The 17,933-nt window shown below is 32.4% G+C and carries 14 protein-coding genes; 9 read left to right on the forward strand and 5 right to left on the reverse strand.

Annotation, left to right across the window (positions count from 1 at the left end):
* Positions 1–11 precede the first annotated feature (11 nt).
* The 4 genes from LPB87_RS11170 (at position 12) to LPB87_RS11185 (ending at position 6,567) form a co-directional block, all read left to right on the forward strand.
* On the forward strand, positions 12–1,709 hold the full coding sequence (locus LPB87_RS11170; RefSeq protein WP_230727939.1) for a RagB/SusD family nutrient uptake outer membrane protein: 1,698 nt from the start codon (positions 12–14) through the stop codon (positions 1,707–1,709).
* A gap of 140 nt (positions 1,710–1,849) precedes the next feature.
* Entirely contained in the window at positions 1,850–3,148 is a 1,299-nt protein-coding gene (locus LPB87_RS11175) for a DUF3472 domain-containing protein (RefSeq protein ID WP_230727940.1), read from the forward strand.
* Positions 3,149–3,224: 76 nt separating this feature from the next.
* A complete protein-coding gene (locus LPB87_RS11180) occupies positions 3,225–4,604 on the forward strand; it encodes a Gfo/Idh/MocA family oxidoreductase (RefSeq protein ID WP_129537719.1) in 1,380 nt (459 codons plus the stop codon).
* A 91-nt stretch (positions 4,605–4,695) separates the two neighbouring features.
* Complete coding sequence (locus LPB87_RS11185; RefSeq protein WP_230727941.1) at positions 4,696–6,567, forward strand: beta-galactosidase family protein; 1,872 nt, start codon at positions 4,696–4,698, stop codon at positions 6,565–6,567.
* Between the two features lie 62 nt (positions 6,568–6,629).
* Here the strand turns inward: LPB87_RS11185 and LPB87_RS11190 are convergent, their stop codons facing one another.
* From LPB87_RS11190 to LPB87_RS11200, 3 genes are all read right to left on the reverse strand, one after another.
* Entirely contained in the window at positions 6,630–7,031 is a 402-nt protein-coding gene (locus LPB87_RS11190) for an OsmC family protein (protein WP_230727942.1), read from the reverse strand.
* Complete coding sequence (locus tag LPB87_RS11195; protein WP_230727943.1) at positions 7,031–9,049, reverse strand: LysM peptidoglycan-binding domain-containing protein; 2,019 nt, start codon at positions 9,047–9,049, stop codon at positions 7,031–7,033. Before LPB87_RS11195 ends, LPB87_RS11190 begins: the two co-directional genes overlap by 1 nt.
* 66 nt (positions 9,050–9,115) lie before the next feature.
* Positions 9,116–11,038, reverse strand: a complete 1,923-nt coding sequence (locus tag LPB87_RS11200) for a LysM peptidoglycan-binding domain-containing protein (RefSeq protein WP_230727944.1) — start codon at positions 11,036–11,038, stop codon at positions 9,116–9,118.
* A 171-nt stretch (positions 11,039–11,209) separates the two neighbouring features.
* Between LPB87_RS11200 and LPB87_RS11205 the strand changes: the two genes are divergently transcribed.
* Positions 11,210–12,148, forward strand: coding sequence for a hypothetical protein (locus LPB87_RS11205; protein WP_230727945.1), 939 nt, complete (start codon positions 11,210–11,212; stop codon positions 12,146–12,148).
* 68 nt (positions 12,149–12,216) lie between these two features.
* On the opposite strand, the gene guaA is transcribed toward LPB87_RS11205, so the two are convergent.
* Both guaA and LPB87_RS11215 read right to left on the reverse strand, forming a co-directional pair.
* Positions 12,217–13,746 (reverse strand): glutamine-hydrolyzing GMP synthase, encoded by a 1,530-nt coding sequence (guaA, locus tag LPB87_RS11210; RefSeq protein ID WP_129537713.1) that lies wholly within the window; start codon positions 13,744–13,746, stop codon positions 12,217–12,219.
* 270 nt (positions 13,747–14,016) lie between these two features.
* A complete protein-coding gene (locus LPB87_RS11215) occupies positions 14,017–14,739 on the reverse strand; it encodes a hypothetical protein (protein ID WP_129537712.1) in 723 nt (240 codons plus the stop codon).
* A gap of 295 nt (positions 14,740–15,034) precedes the next feature.
* On the opposite strand from LPB87_RS11215, the gene LPB87_RS11220 reads away from it, so the two are divergent.
* From LPB87_RS11220 to LPB87_RS11235, 4 genes are all read left to right on the forward strand, one after another.
* Complete coding sequence (locus LPB87_RS11220; RefSeq protein WP_230727946.1) at positions 15,035–15,952, forward strand: J domain-containing protein; 918 nt, start codon at positions 15,035–15,037, stop codon at positions 15,950–15,952.
* Entirely contained in the window at positions 15,945–16,250 is a 306-nt protein-coding gene (locus LPB87_RS11225) for a chaperone modulator CbpM (RefSeq protein WP_129537710.1), read from the forward strand. The genes LPB87_RS11220 and LPB87_RS11225 overlap by 8 nt, the downstream gene beginning before the upstream one ends.
* 152 nt (positions 16,251–16,402) lie before the next feature.
* Positions 16,403–16,954, forward strand: a complete 552-nt coding sequence (locus tag LPB87_RS11230; protein WP_230727947.1) for a hypothetical protein — start codon at positions 16,403–16,405, stop codon at positions 16,952–16,954.
* 56 nt (positions 16,955–17,010) lie between these two features.
* On the forward strand, positions 17,011–17,931 hold the full coding sequence (locus LPB87_RS11235; protein ID WP_230727948.1) for a phytanoyl-CoA dioxygenase family protein: 921 nt from the start codon (positions 17,011–17,013) through the stop codon (positions 17,929–17,931).
* Positions 17,932–17,933 lie beyond the last annotated feature (2 nt).

Raw genomic sequence — 17,933 nt, forward strand, 5'->3', positions numbered from 1 at the left:
AACTCAAAATCATGAAAAAAATATTCATATTATTTATTACCCTCAGTTTTCTATCTTCATGTGAGTTAGAGCGAGAACCATATGGCTCTTACACAAAAGATAAAATCATGAACGATAAAGAAGCTGCTGTAGAAGTACTTCTTAACGGATGTTACGCACAACTTAAGAATTGGTCGGATCAGATGCACCGTATTGGTGAGTATTCTGCAGATAATATCATGATTAGAGGAACCTCTACTGATGGATTCTTCCCTTTTATTTCTTATCAACATACTCCTATAAATGATAGATTAACCACTTTTTGGAATAATAGCTACAAAGTTATTTCACAATCAAGTGACCTTATGAAAATGATTTCTGAAGGCGAAAGCTCTAAAATGGATCAACAATTAGGAGAAGCGTATTACTTAAGAGGAATGCTTTATTTCTATTTAGGTAAAACATTCGGTAGACCTTATGCACAATCACCAGAAACTAATTTAGGCGTGCCAATTGTAAATGGATTACCTGATGATTTAGCCAACATTAATCTACCAGACAGGACTACTGTAAAAGCAACTTATGAGCAAGCAATAAGTGACCTTAAAAAAGGAGAAGCTTTAATGAATGAAAACAGAACAGCAAGTTATGCTACTAAACAAGCGGCACAAGCAATGCTTTCTAGAGTGTATTTATACATGAGTGGTACATATGAAACACCAAATCAACAATATGCTGATTTGTCTATTGAATATGCAAACAAAGTAATTTCTAGTGGTCGTTACAATTTACTTAGTAGAAACGATTTTATGAAATACAACACTTTTGCACCTGATGCAAGCGGGCAAACTGAAACTATTTTTGCTGTTAAACGTGTCGCTTCAGAATACTCTGGAGATGATCATTATAATGGTATTGGTGGTATGTATGCTAATATACAAGGACAAGGTTGGGGAGAAATGTATGCAAGTGCAAAATACCTAGACTTATTACGTAAATCTGGTCTAAAGAAAGATGCAAGATGGGCTTTTATTGATCCTCAATATGCATTGGATGCTTCCAATAATAAAACAGCCGCTTTCCGCTTTATAACAGATGCTTTTGATAAAGATAATGTACAAACTGGATATAACTATGTTCAACAACCGCTTAAAACGAATCCAAATGGTAGCTATTATATTACTATAGCAGATGTAAATTACAACCTTACAGCGGTTAATGCTGCCGAGAACAGCTATTCAATTGTTTATGGAGGTAAAACATATGTAGGTGAAAAAGATTATATGATGTTATTAAATCGTGTATATCCAATGTACTACATTACAAAATGTTCTTTACAAGATAACAGCTCTCACCTGCATTCACCTACTATTTCAAGATTAGCCGAAATGTATTTGAATATGGCAGAAGCTTATGCTAAAAAAGGAGATTATCAAAATGCTGTTACTAATTTAAATGTAATTAGAGAAAGATCAATCATAGGTGGAGGATACACTTCATTAACAAGTACAAATGCAGCACAACTTATTGATGAAGAGCGTCAATTAGAACTTGCTTTTGAAGCACACCGTGGTTCTGATGTGTACAGAAATGGACAAACAATGACTCGTCACTATCCTGGACCTCATTCTCCAATGATAGATTATCCAGCAACAAGCCTAAGAGTAGTACAATATATTCCTCAATCGGAAATAAATGCTTATCCTGGGACTTTAACTCAAAATCCATAAACAAGATTTTGAAAAAAAACTAATTTTGAATTGAATGGTTAGTTAGTAAATAAGGCTCTCTTTAGAATTCCCCCTTGCTGATAAGGGGGATTCTAGAGAAGTTAAATGCAAAAAACAAATAATAGCTAAAATCAGGCTAAATGAAATATTTTAAAATTATTTTCTCTTTCCTTACATTGGTATTTTTAAGTACAAATGTATTAGCACAAGATTCAAAAAACGAAATTCATTTGCCTCTTGGTGGCAATGCTTTCAGTTCTAATAATCATGAGAATAACAATACTATAACTGATAATGGAATAGAAAACTGGACTAACCCTAAAGAATATTTTACGGTTTATTTTAGAGTTTCAACTCCAGGGTTAATCCGAATTTCTACAGATGAAAATGTAACTATTCAAGGAAAATCTACATTAGAATTTGGCATTAACAAAGAATTCAAAAAAATCGAATTTGACCAATCTAACAAAAAACCTATTCTAATAGGAGAATGGAAAATTGTTGACACAGGATATGTGGCTTTAAAAATAAAAGGAATCTCTAAAACACAAAATAGTTTTCCTTCTATTTCTAAATTAATCATTGATGGGGCGGCACTTCAAGGAAAGGTTGCCTATGTTCCAAATAATGATGATAATTTTTTTCATTGGGGTCGAAGAGGTCCTTCTGTACATTTAAATTACGAAATACCAGAAAAAGTGAATGTTCAATGGTATTACAACGAAATTACTGTTCCTGTAAACGAAGATAAAATAGGATCTTATTATATGGCAAACGGTTTTGGCGAAGGTTATTTTGGGATTCAGGTAAATTCTGAAACAGAACGCCGTGTATTATTCTCTGTTTGGAGTCCTTTTGTTACTGATGATCCTAAAAGTATTCCAGATTCGCATAAAATTAAAATGCTTAAAAAGGGAGAAAATGTAAAAACTGGTGAGTTTGGAAATGAAGGATCTGGCGGACAAAGCTATTTAAAATACAACTGGAAAGCAGGAACCACTTATAAGTTCTTACTTAATGGAGTTCCTCAAAGCGACAACTCAACTACATACACCGCTTACTTTTATGCACCTGAACAAAAAAAATGGATATTAATTGCTAGTTTTAATCGTCCGCAAACTAACACCTATTTAAAAAGATTTCATTCCTTCTTAGAAAATTTTGTACCACAACAAGGAAATAAATCCCGCAAAGTTTTGTTTAACAATCAATGGTATTGCGATGACAAAGGAATTTGGAAAGAAATAGACACTGCCACTTTCACTGTAGATAATACGGGTAGAAAAGGATATAGAATGGACTATTCTGGTGGTATAGAAAAAGGGTTTTTCTTTTTAAAAGATGGAGGTTTCTTTAATCAATACACCAAAGCAAAAACTAAGTTCACAAAACCATTAAATCATAATATGCCAAGTATAAATTTTAGTACTTTGCCATAAAATTAAAATAAAGACAACAACGATAAGACAGTCTTAAAGCAGAATGTCCCACACTATTAAATTAAATTAATTCAACATGAAAACTAGTATCTTTAAATTTATTCTAATATCCTGCTTCTTTTTAGGATATGCTACTTCTTCAGCTCAAATGATTAAGACACCTACTCCTCCTCGTGCCAAAGGACAAAAAGATGTTTTACGTTTAGCTACAGCACCAATTCCAAATGTTCGTGTTGCTTTTATCGGACTCGGAATGCGTGGTCCAGGAGCAGTAGAACGTATGACACATATTCCTGGAGTTGAAATAGTTGCATTATGTGACATGACCCAAGAAAACACAGCTAAAGCAAATGAGATTCTAACTAAAAGAGGACTTCCTAAAGCACAAGAATTTTATGGAGATGCTAATGCATGGAAAAAAGTTACAGCATTACCAAATGTAGACTTAGTATACATTGCTACTGATTGGAAAAATCACGCTAACATTGGTACTCAAGCCATGAAAGATGGTAAACACGTAGCTATAGAAGTTCCTGGTGCAATGAATATGAAAGAAATCTGGGATCTTATCGATACTTCAGAAAAAACTCGTAAACACTGTATGATGTTAGAAAACTGTGTGTATGATTTCTTCGAACTTACTACATTAAACATGGCTCAACAAGGTTTATTTGGAGAAATTCTTCATGCTGAAGGTTCTTATATTCACGGTCTTCAACCATTTTGGGGAGAATACTGGAATAACTGGCGTATGGATTACAACAAAAAACACCGTGGTGACATTTACGCAACACATGGTATGGGACCAGCTTGTCAGGCATTAAACATTCACCGTGGTGACAAAATGAACTACTTAGTATCTATGGATACAAAAGCAGTAGGAAACCCTGCTTACATTAAAGAAAAATCTGGAGTTGATGTTAAAGACTTTAGAAACGGTGATCATACTATGACTATGATTCGTACAGAAAATGGTAAAACAATCCAAATTCAACATGATGTAACATCTCCACGCCCATACAGTCGTATGTACCAACTTAGTGGAACTAAAGGATTTGCTAATAAATATCCTGTAGAAGGTTATGCATTAGATGCAAAATCAATTAGCTCAGATATTAAACCTGATCATGAAAACTTAAATGCACACAGATTCATGCCAGAAGAAGTGAAAAAAGCATTAATGGAAAAATACAAACACCCAATTGTTGCAGGAATAGAAGAAAAAGCAAAACAAGTTGGTGGACACGGTGGAATGGATTTCATCATGGATTACCGTTTGATTTACTGCTTACAAAACGGATTACCTCTTGATATGGATGTGTACGATTTAGCTGAATGGTCTTGTTTAGCTCCATTAACAGAAATTTCTCTTGACAATAATTCATCTCCAGTAGAAATTCCTGATTTCACACGTGGTGGTTGGAACAAATTAAAAGGTTTAGAATTTTCTAAATAAATATTTTTGAAGTTAGTTAAATTATAACAAGAGGGCACCCATATAAAGTGCCCTCTTGTTTGTTATGCGTACCACTTTTAAGCAAACCAAAATGAAAAAAATCTATTATTTAGCCCTCTTATTTTCTTTATTAATAACAATACCTCTATATGCTCAGCCAAAACAAACTTTTGCTATAAGCGATGGTAATTTTCTATTGAATGGTAAACCTACACAAATCCATTCGGGCGAAATGCACTATTCTCGAATTCCACAACAATACTGGCGTCATCGCCTAAAAATGATGAAATCAATGGGATTAAATGCAGTAGCAACGTATGTATTTTGGAACTATCACGAAATAACTCCTGGAGTTTGGGATTTTAAAACAGGTAATAAAAACGTAGCTGAATATATTAAAATAGCACAAGAAGAAGGCTTATTCGTAATCTTACGTCCAGGTCCTTATGTATGTGCCGAATGGGAATTTGGAGGCTATCCGTGGTTTTTACAAAATGTACCTAATATGGTAATTCGTGGCAACAACAAAGAATATCTAACTGCAACCAAAGCCTATTTTACCGAATTGTATAATCAGGTTAAAGATTTACAAATTACTAAAGGAGGTCCTATTATCATGGTACAAGGAGAGAATGAATTCGGTTCTTATGTTGCACAGCGAAAAGACATACCCTTAGAAGAACATAAAAAATATAGCGCGGCTGTATTCCAACAATTAAAAGACATTGGTTTCGAAGTTCCTTTCTTTACTTCTGATGGAAGTTGGTTATTTGAAGGTGGTGCCTTACCAGGAGCTTTACCAACAGCAAACGGAGAAAGTGATATTACTAAACTAAAAACGGTAGTCAATCAATTCAATAATAATCAAGGCCCTTATATGGTGGCAGAATTTTACCCTGGATGGTTAGATCATTGGGCAGAACCATTCCCAACTCAAAAACCAGAACAAACCGTACGTCAGACAAAAAAATATTTAGACAACCAAGTTTCGTTTAATTATTATATGATTCACGGAGGAACAAACTTTGGCTTTACTTCTGGTGCTAATTACGACAAAGAACACGATATTCAGCCCGATATGACGTCCTACGATTATGATGCTCCAATTAGTGAAGCTGGTTGGGCAACTCCAAAATATAATGCACTTAGAGAATTATTAAAAACAGCCGAAACTCCAGACATTCCTGCCAAAATACCTGTAATAACTATTCCGAATATTAAGCTTACTAAAGCAGTCGATTTAGCTGATTTAAAATCAAAAATCCCTCCTGTAATAGAAGACAATCCACTAACATTCGAACAGTTAAATCAAGGTAACGGTTATGTTTGGTACAGCAAAAAATTCACTCAGCCCATTAGCGGAAAATTAGAATTAAATGGATTACGTGACTATGCAATAGTATATGTAAACGGAAAAAAAGTAGCTGAGTTAAATCGTTATTATAAAAAGTACAATTGCGAAATCGAAGTTCCCTTTAATGCTACTCTAGATATTGTTGTTGAAAACATGGGACGTATCAATTACGGAGCACAAATTAATGCCAATAATAAAGGAATTATAAGTCCTGTTATTATTAATGGAGAAACAATTACTGGCGATTGGGAAATGTATAAATTACCTATGACTTCTGAACCAGATTTGATAGCATACCAAAATTCAGCAAAAACAAACCGTCCAACTTTATACCAAGGTACTTTTAAACTTAGTAAAACTGGAGACACATTTTTAGATATGCGCGATTGGGGCAAAGGAATTGTATTTATAAACGGAATTAATATTGGCCGTTACTGGAGTGTTGGTCCGCAGCAAACATTATACGTACCGGGATGCTGGCTCAAAAAAGGTAAAAACAATATTACCATTTTTGAACAAAAAAATGAAACTATTCAAAAAGAAGTAAAAACAATAGAAACTCCTATTCTAGAAGATCTAAAACCAGAAAAAGGCATTCCGAGCAATTAAACTTAAAAAGCCATCAAAGAATATTTCTTTGATGGCTTTTTATAATATAGTTTATTACAAAACTACTTCCAGTTAAAAGTAATTCGTTTTTCGATTTCAGGATGTAAACTCAAAAAAACTGGGCAAGTCATTGCAGCTCTTTCTAGGATTGTTTTGCTTTTTTCATCGTCTGTTCCTTTCATTTCAAAAACAATCTCTATTGCTCCAATTCTTCTAGGTTCAGCACTCATTATCTTAGTAACATCAGCAGTAGAGTTAGCAATATCAACATTCATATCACGGGCTTTAATTCCCATAATAGTCATCATACAACTTGCCAAAGCATTTGCTACAGTATCTGTTGGAGAGAAAGCTTCTCCTTTTCCATTATTATCTAAAGGTGCATCAGAAATGATTTCACTTCCTGATTGCACATGTATTGATTTAGTTCTTAAATCCCCTAAATAGGTTACTTTTGATGTCATTAGTTCGCTTCTTTTATTGTTAAATCACTATCGTAATATAAGATGTAAACGCCTCTATTGGCATAACCACCATCTTCTTTTTTATAAAATTGAAATTTATTATCTATTTGTTCCGTTGCAATTTCATTAGCCGTTTCTTCATACGTTTTTCCTTGAGATAATCGCATCATGGTATCAAAGGTCACATCAAAACCTCTGGTAGCATAAGTATTTGGATTGATCTTATTTTTGATTCTGTATTCTTTTTCAAAAACAAGTGCTCCTGGAGATTCATTTTCACGAGTTACCGATGGATACATTAATTTTAACTTCGTCAAACTTTCAAAACTAACTTCGTCTGTATCTAATGTACTGTTTGGCTCTAAAATTACTAACTGTACCTGATATGCCGACATAGAACTTAATAACACTTTAATTGTCGCATTAATCATAGCTGTATTTGCGGTTTCCATTACAACATAATTCATTTTGTTAGGTACAAACTGAATTTTTAACCCTGCTGGATTAAAATCTCCTGCTTCAGTAACTGGCGCAAAAATTACTCCTTTTTGATTTTGCTGAATATATTGTCTTATAGACTCTTTTTTCTTATCAACTACTGCAATTATGTTACCGCCTTTAGAACGCATATAATCAAACATTGCCCCCTTTAAAATATCATTAGACGGTATCGTCTGATATAAGTTATCAAAAGGATTTCCTTTGTCTTTAGACAATGGAGAAATCACAGGAACATCGCTTTCTACTAATAACTTAGCTGTTACTTCAGCATTAGTTTGATAAAATGGTCCGATAACTGCATCCGTTTCTTGTAATCTATTATTTTGAATAATTGAAGCTACATTTGAACCTCCTTTAGTTTCTTGCGAATCAAAAATAGAAACATCTATTGGTAATCCGAGAACTTTAGCCGAGTCTATTGCCATTAAAGCTCCAGAATAAAAATCTAAAGTCATACTTAAAAACTTATCTTTCTTCAAACGACTAGCAGTGCTTGTTGTATCATTTTGAATTTTAGATAAATTAAATGGCAGTAATAACGCTATTTTCTTACGATCATTAGATCCTCTCTTTTTAGATAAAGTAACAATCTCTTTAACCTCTTCTTTGATTTCTGGTCTAGTTTCCGATTTTATTTCTGGTGGTGGCATAATTCCAGCAGGAACTTTCAAAATCATCCCTTCTTGAACTCCTCCTGATAGTACAGGATTCAATTTTATTAATTCGTCTTGCGACAAACCAAATGTTTTAGACAAACTATATAATGTTTCCTTTGGTCTTACCTGATAATCTGCATACGATACTTTCTTAGCAGTTTCAATTACTGGAGACTTCACTTCATTTTTAACAACAGGAGCTGTAGTCGCAACAGTTTTTGGAGCTGTTCCTTTTATAGTTAAACGATAACCTACTGGCAGGTTAGGAACAACTTCTGGATTGCGTTTTTCTAATTCTTCTACAGTTATTCCGTATTGTTTTGCAATTGAATATTTAGTTTCCTTTGCCAAAACATCATGATAAACATATTGATCTTTTTTAGCAGGAACTAACTTTGTAGCAGGTATTGTTTTTGAATCTTTTGCGGAATTATTCCCTGAAGGAATAACAAGTGTCTGTCCTATTTGTAAACCATCTTTTTCAAGAAATGGATTGGCTTTTTTTAAAGCTTCATCTGAAATGTTATATTTTTTTTCAATCCCAAAAAGCGTTTCCTTAGCCACTACTTCATGTGTAATTGTACCATTTGATTTTTTAGGAGTAACTGTAGTTGCTGTAGGTTTTTCTGAACTTGCTGTTTTCCCTGAGTTATTTGGAATCAACAAAACGCTATCCAGCTTCAAACCTCTTTGAGCATCTGGGTTAAGCTTATAAATATCATAAGGAGTCACCTTATATTTTTGAGCAATCTGGTTAATTGTTTCTCCCTTGGCAACAGTGTGTTTACTAATTTTATCCTGAGAAAAAACAGAATAAGACATCAAAAAAACGGTTGTAATTAGTATTGAAATGTATTTCATAATAAGATAAAAAATTTTAAACAAGGTAGTATTTCTATATAAAACAAGATTCCCCATACCTGTTAATTATTTGCTAATGTATAATTCTAATTTAGCAATACTCCAATTTTTATAAAGTGGTGTATTTTCTTTTTGTTTGTACTTATATAAAGCTTCTTCTATGTTTTCAAAAGCATCAGAATAAACATAATACGATTGACTGTTTACATTATAGAAAAAACTGGCATTAAAATCACCTGCGTCTATCAACTTCATAATAAACTGATCTCTTTGCGTAGCGTCTGTAAAGATATCTAAAACCAAATAATATCCATTAGGAACTGCTTTGAGATTATCAAAAACTTCAATCTTTACTTCTTCATTATTATAAAGTGGATCTTCTTTTATTTTCTGTTTTATTTCTTCTAATGATAACGTCCCAATCGGAGTTTCAGTATTTGTCTGATTATATATTACTTTATCTTGGTATCTTTTTAATTTTACCAATGCCAACCTATCATCAAATTCACGAGCTTCAGATCCGTAAAATGAAGCTTTACTAATACGTCGTTTTGCTTCTATTTTTTTCTGACTATCTAATGAATCAATTTTAGCAATCAATTTTTGATTCTGAGCATCATTTTTCTCTTGATCAATCTTATAATATTTAATTTTTTCTAAAGATAGGCTTTGTAACAAAGTCTCTCCCGTTTTATTTTTAATGTTCTCACGTACCTTTCTTTTATATTCTTGATTTTCTTCAACTGCGATTCGCTCTACTTTATTCATCAAGCCTGCATAAGACTTTCTATTTTCAGCTAATTCTTTTTTAAGTTGAGATGATAACACATTAGTCTTAGCAATACTTTCGTAAGATTCCTTTTCTAAACGCTTAGACTCTTTCATATTTAAGATATCCGTCTTCTTTAAATCATATAAGTCATCAGTCATAATTACAACTAGCGAATCTAATTTTGACATTAAAACCTCTTGGACATTTTTATTAGCTTCTAAAACCAGTCTCAGTTTTTCTATCGAATTGCCTTTTAAACCATCCATGCCTTTAAGATCAACATTAAGATCGTTGATTTTAATTACCTTTTGATTCATCTCTTTCTGAACAACCAATCTATCTTTTAAATCCTCTAATTCAATTGTCTTCGCCTTCGTTTTTTCGACCACAACTTGTTTTTCAGCCAATGCAACCATCAACTCTTCGTTGTCGTTGGTAGGGGTTATTTCTTTGGTATTAATCGCTAACTTATTTCCTTCAACCAATCCGTTTACAATCTCAGGATTCTGAGCCTCAAGCTGGTCTATTGTGATTCCATATTTTTTAGCAATCGAGTATTTTGTCTCTTTTGGAGCTACAACATGAAAAATAGTTTCTCCATTTATGATACGAACTCTACCGTCGATTGTTTTTCTTTTATTAGGAATTACAATTGTTTGTCCTATTTGCAAACCGTTTAATAAAATCTCTTTATTTAAAGTTTCCAAATCCTGAACCGAAACATTATATTTTCTGGCGATACTAAATAAAGATTCTTTAGCCAAAACCTGATGCATTACTTTAGATGAAGTAATTGTATTTGCAATGGCATTTTTAGTATTACCAGCAAGATCTTGCGGAATGATAAGCTCCTGCCCTACTTTTAATCCTTCTATAAGGACTGAATTATTTGCATTTTGAATGGCTTCGACACTTACATTATATTGTTTTGATAAACCAAACAATGTTTCCTTTGCTGTAACTGTGTGTGTAAGTTGTTTAATTTCTTTCTCCTTAACAGGAGAATAAATAGGAATCTGGATGATCTGATTATCCTTTAAGCCACTTTGCGATTCGGGGTTTAATCTGTAAATTTCTTCTAAGGAAACATTATATTTCTGGGCAATGAAATAAGCAGTTTCTCCTTTTTGAATTTTGTGTTCAATGATTGATTCTTGTGCTGTTATTTTGTTAAACGACAAAATAAAGACAAGAGAAATCGTCAAAAGTTCTCTCATAAATAGTAGGTTTGAAAAAATTAAGGCATTACAAATGTAATGCCTTAATTTGAAAAATAATACTGTTCCAATTCAATTGTTTTCTTATTATCCCATGGAATTACAATTCAAATAATCAATATATAAGTTTTTTCCGTATTTTTGTTTATTAATTTTAACAATAAAGCTACAATGAAACTTAAATTACACCTTCTTACGCCTTTTTTAATTTTTTCTATTGGTCTATGTGCGCAGAAGAAAAAAGTAACAAAACCACAGCCTGACGCTTCAAAGATTATACAACTATCGAATTCTGTTATTGATCTTAGTAACTCCTATTCTAAAACATTAGAAAACTATAAAAACATTGCATCAAATGTCCAATCTAATGTAGAACGGTTGGTTAAAAATCCAAATTTGACACCGCACGCTATTAGATGTGATCTAACTGTCCAATCCAGTATACAAACTGCCTACACAGCAACACTTAATGCTGCTCCAGTATTTGATGAAAAAATGGCCATTAAAAAAAACGTATCTGAGGGAGAAAATAATATTAAGTCTGTGAGCAAATGGTGCACTGCATTAAGCAACTATGTATCAAATAAAGATTTTAAGGAAGATAAAAAACTAATTAAATACAATCAAATCAACGATAGCCTTTTATCTAATATAAAAAAATCTGAAATATCATGGAGAACTGCTGGGCATCTAGCATCTGATGCTGGAAACAAAGCTGAACTTGCTTTACTAAAAAACAGCCCCATCGCAAGCTTCGTAATTCCTATGAAAAAAGATTTAATTGATTTAAATGCTGTTTTTGAGATGTTTCAAACAAAAACTCCTGACGTTAACACAATAAAATCAGCTCTAAGCACACTAAAAACGTCTATTGAAACAAACAAAGACATAAGTAAAAAAGACACCTCTAAACTAAAAGATGCATACTATAAAAGTGTATATGAAACGTTTTATCGAAAATGTTCATCTGCTACAGAATCTTTAAATACAGTAACAGACAGACTGCAAGAAAAGAAATTAGATACAGCTAATATTGAAAGCTGGTTCGACAGCGCTTCAAGTGATTATAATAATGCTGTACAAAGTTACAATACCTTTGTTTCACAATAGTCTAAATAACAATGCCCATATTTTCATATGGGCATTGTCTTAATATATTTCAGAGAGATAATCAAAGATTATTCCCACTCAATTGTTGCAGGTGGTTTTGAGCTGATATCGTAAACTACACGATTCACACCTTTTACTTTATTTATAATGTCGTTAGAAACTTTCATTAAGAAATCGTATGGCAAATGTACCCAGTCGGCAGTCATACCATCAGTAGATTCTACAGCTCTAAGCGCTACTACTTTTTCGTAAGTACGCTCATCACCCATTACCCCAACACTATTTACAGGAAGCAAAATTGCGCCTGCTTGCCAAACTTTATCGTACAATCCCCAAGATTTTAATCCGTCAATAAATACGGCATCAACATCTTGCAAAATTTGTACTTTCTCAGGAGTAATATCTCCAAGAATTCTAATTGATAATCCAGGTCCTGGGAAAGGGTGTCTTCCTAATAACTCTGGATCTATTCCTAAAGAGGCTCCTACTCTACGTACTTCATCTTTAAAAAGCATGCGAAGAGGCTCAACAATTTTTAATTTCATGTAATCTGGCAATCCACCTACATTATGGTGCGATTTAATCGTTGCAGAAGGTCCTTTTACAGATACTGATTCGATAACATCTGGATAAATTGTTCCTTGTGCCAACCATTTTACATCTTCAATAAGGTGTGATTCATCATCAAAAACTTCGATAAATACACGACCAATCGTTTTACGTTTGGTTTCTGGATCACTGATTCCTGCTAATTCGCTAAGAAAACGATCTCCAGCATCTACTCCTTTTACGTTTAATCCCATTCCTTTGTATTGATCCAATACATTTTGGAATTCGTTTTTACGAAGTAAACCGTTATTTACAAATATACAGTATAGGTTTTCACCAATTGCTTGATTTAATAATACAGCGGCTACAGTCGAATCTACTCCTCCTGACAATCCTAGAACTACTTTGTCATTACCTAGTTTTTCCTTCAATTCTGCCACCATTTCTTCAACAAAAGCATTTGGTGTAAAGTTTTGAGGAACTTCAGCAATTTTTACTAAAAAGTTCTCAAGCATCTTTGATCCATCAGTTGAATGAAAAACCTCTGGGTGATATTGAATAGCATAAGTAGTTTCGCCTTCAATTTTGTAAGCAGCAAATTCTACATCATGCGTACTTGCTAATTTTACTCCATTTGTAGGCAAAGCTTTGATACTATCACTATGACTCATCCAAACTTGACTGTTTTCTGAAACACCTTCAAAGAAAACTTCGTTTTCCTTAATATAAGATAAATTGGCTCTACCATATTCTCTAGTGTTTGAAGCAGCTACTTCTCCTCCGCTAAAATGAGCTAGATATTGTGCTCCGTAACAAACTGCCAACATTGGAAGTTTACCACGAATTTGAGATAAATCTGGATGTGGAGCATCTTCTGCACGAACAGAGAATGGGCTTCCTCCTAGAATTACTGCTTTATAACTTGATAAATCACTCGGAAAATGATTATAAGGGAAGATTTCGCAGAATATATTTAATTCGCGAACTCTACGCGCAATAAGCTGAGTATATTGCGATCCGAAATCTAAAATAAGTACGTTGTGTTGCATGCGCAAAAATACTTTTTATATTCCGAATTGAAAAATCAGAGCAATGAAAAAAATATATTTTTTTTATCACCATTCACTTTTTTTACTAAAAGCTCAGAAAATCAGAGATACAAAGCCTAAAAAAAATTAATAATTACTCGTTAAAAGTAATTATTTCAATGTATAGAAACATCAATATGCAAAACCTAAAAAGATTCAAAAGGAAATTAAAAGTCTAGAAACTTAATCCCTTTTGAATCTTTCATTATTTATAATTTTTAAAAAAATAACTTATTCTTCTTTAATAACAACTATTGATGCCTTAAAACCAGCAGCAAGATTGTTCCAATAATCATGAATAACTACATTTTTATTATCATCTAATATTTGTATCTCAGCAGTATTACCTCCCAAACTACCAATATTTAATGCTTCAAATTCCATTTTATTAAATCCTTTATCCAAAACTATTCTAATATCCTTATAATTACTATCCAAAAAAACTTGAGACTGTATTATCTTGTCATTAGAAGATACTTTTACCAAATCACCATCAATAGCTCCAAAATCTCTAAGTCTTATAATAAAATAATTTGCTTTAGTTTTAAAATCTCCAAACGAAATATTTTGCTTAAGCAAAGCCCCTCTACCTTCTTTAAGGCCTTGATCTTTTAATGTTTTATCCAAATCTTTTTCCATCCCAGGCACATATCTGTCTCCTGGATTTGCAAATTCATTAGAAGGTGTCATTGAGAAACTATTTGTTGTTTTTCCTATTTGATACGAAGAATTTAATTGTGATTGCACAGGCGCGATACTTGTACTATTAAAAACATTTGGTGCCTTTATACCAGGCATTTCCATTGGTGGAATAATTGTTCCAGGTGGTGGAGTTTTCTTAGGCTTAATACCAAAATTTGCTGGAGGAATTGGTTTAAACTTAGGTGCAAATTCTACTTGAGCAGATGCCGAAAGAGTTGTAATTAATAATATAAAAAATAAAAGCTGTTTCATTCAGGTATAATATTATGGAATCAATTTTTAGATTTTTTCAAAATCATAGGGATATATAGCAAAAATAGCATAATTAAATTGTGCTCTACAACTTTAAGAGATTTATAACAATATATTAGGCTAATTTTTGGATGCAAAAAACCTGCCAAAAAAAACACAACCTACTACTTTTATATTGACAGCATCCTATAAAGGGACTTTCAAATATTCAAGATACAGAATATACTATTTTGATAATTAATAACTTATTCATAACTTCAATGTTTTAATTTACCTTTATTAAAAACTCAAAAGAATGGATTATATCGACTATTATAAAACATTAGGAATTACAAAATCTGCTACAGAAGCCGAAATTAAAAAGGCTTATCGAAAATTAGCTCGTAAATATCATCCAGACTTAAATCCAAATGATAAAGAAGCTGAAACAAAATTCAAAGAAATAAACGAAGCAAATGAAGTTTTAAGCAATCCCGAAAATCGAAAAAAATACGATAAATACGGTAAAGACTGGAAACATGCTGACGAGTTTGAAAAAGCAGGATATGACCCTAACCAGCAACAATATTCTAAACAACAACAAAATAACAGCAATTATTCTAATTTTTCTGGAGATGATTTTTCAGAAAGTGATTTTTCTGATTTCTTCAATTCTATGTATGGATCCAGAAGAAGCAGTAGAAGTCAAGTTAAATATAGAGGTGCTGATTTTAATGCCGAATTGCAATTAAACCTCACATCGGCCTACAAAACACACAAGCAAAGTCTGGTCGTTAATGGCAAAAATATCCGAATTACAATTCCTGCTGGTGTAGAAAACGGACAGATTATAAAAATCCCTGGACATGGAGGCCCTGGCGCTAACGGGGGTCCTAATGGAGATTTATATATCACGTTTGTAATTGAAAACAATTCAGATTTTAAACGAGAAGGAAACAATCTATATGCCGATGTTGATCTTGATTTATATACCGCAATATTAGGCGGAGAAGTTTTAGTAAATACTCTTGATGGAAAAGTAAAAATAAAAGTCCCGCCTGAAACACAACCCGGAACTAAAGTTAAATTAAAAGGAAAAGGGTTTCCTGTATATAAAAAAGAAAATCAATTTGGGGATCTATATATCACTTACACCATAAAAATCCCAACAAAATTATCTGAAAAAGAAAAAGAATTATTTAAAGAATTATCAAAAATAAGAAATCATGAATAACAAAAACTTAATCCAAATAAAACAATTTTGTCTATATCATGAAATTGAAGATAACTTTATATCTAAGCTGAATGATTATGGACTGATAGAAATTATCATTCTCAAAGAAGAACAATATTTACAACCAGAACAATTACCTTCTATTGAAAAAATGATACGAATGCATTATGATCTAAAAATTAATTTAGAAGGAATTGATGCTATTGCCCATTTACTAAATAAAATCGAAACGCTTCAAAAAAACCTCACTGCTACACAAAACAAGCTTCGCCTTTTTGAACAATATCAAGTCGAATAATTTGATTGTAAACAATTATTAAGGTTTAGATAATATAAAGACCAAACAATAAAAAACAGGTATTTATACCTAATAATACTATTTCCGAATAAGTTATTTTTGAGAGATTTTCTTTTAAAAAAACACAGTTAAATTTTCTAAAACCACAAAGCATGAAAACCAATTCTATTCCATTGATTGACATTAATCTAAATAGTAGTGTTTTAGAAAACAACTCTCTCATCGCAATTCCTACTGGACTAAAACCCATGTACCATTTTACAAAAGGAGATACAGTATCCGCAATTTCTGTAAAATTAAATAAAGGTAAAATTAAATTATCATCAAAAATTGCTAAAGTCTCTTTTAGCATTGACAACAAACACCTAAGTCATTCTGAAAAAATGGTATATGTTTTTGTACCTAGTAATGATATACCTTATTTAATTTGTGATGCAAACCTTCCTTTCTTACTTTCAACTGGAAAATACACAAAAGCAAGTACTCTAATTCCAGGACAAGAAATCGTTGACAAAAACGGAAACCCTGTATTAATTGAAAGTATTTCAATAATAAATCACAATGGTAAAGGGTATAATATTTCGACAAATGCAAAATGGGACAATACACCTAATGGTCACTTATTACTTGCAAATGGTATTGTAATAGGTGATTTTACATTACAAGTTTATTTTGATCAAATACCTCTTGAAATGATACAATAAAAAGGCAATCCATATTTATCACCCTTAATTATCGAATCACAACTACACATAAAACTATGCCTTGGAACATTCTTGAAAGTCTATGGAACCGCATCTTAAATCCAAATAAGGTGGTTACTACTGATGAAAATTTAACTTGGGACAAAGAAATTGAAATGCTATACCGATTAGGGATTAGTATGGAAGATACGTTACAATATTTATATTTTGAAAAGCCCGATTTTGAAGCTTTTAAAATTTGGGTAAATAAAAACAAAAAGAATACTCCTCTAGAAACCGAAGACCTTACAGAAAATGTACTATCTGATGATGATCTCGAATTTTGGAATATAAATGGATATGTTATTATAAAAGACGCTATCCCTAAAGAGCATTGTGAGGACACACAACGTGCTATTTGGGATTTCTTAAAGATGGATCCTGATAAAAAAGAATCTTGGTATGAAAGCCATCAGGAACAAAAAGGGCTAATGCTTAATTTTTCTGACCACGAAACATTAAACAGAAATAGGTTTTCTCCGCGCATAAAAAAAGCGTATGAACAGCTATACAATACTACTGAGATATACAAAACGATTGATAAAGTAAGTTTTAATCCCCCAGAAACTCATGAGTTTACTTTTTTGGGAGGTGCTCTCCATTGGGATGTTAGTTTAAGTTTACCTATTAGTTTTGGGTTTCAAGGACTGCTCTATCTTACTGATTGTGGCGCTCAAGATGGTGCTTTTCATTGTGTTCCTGGATTTCATAATAAAATAGATTCTTGGTTAAAAAATCTTGATCCTACTATAAATCCTAGAGAAGAAATACTCAAAATAACGCAACCTATACCTATAGTTGCAAATGCCGGAGACTTTATAATATGGCAAAACACATTGCCTCATTGCGCATCGGCAAACCAAGGAACAACTCCTAGAATGGTGCAATATCTTACTTACTTCCCTAATGATTTTACTAGTAGCGACAAATGGATATAATT

It is taken from the genome of Flavobacterium sp. EDS (assembly GCF_020991525.1).
Lineage (GTDB): Bacteria > Bacteroidota > Bacteroidia > Flavobacteriales > Flavobacteriaceae > Flavobacterium.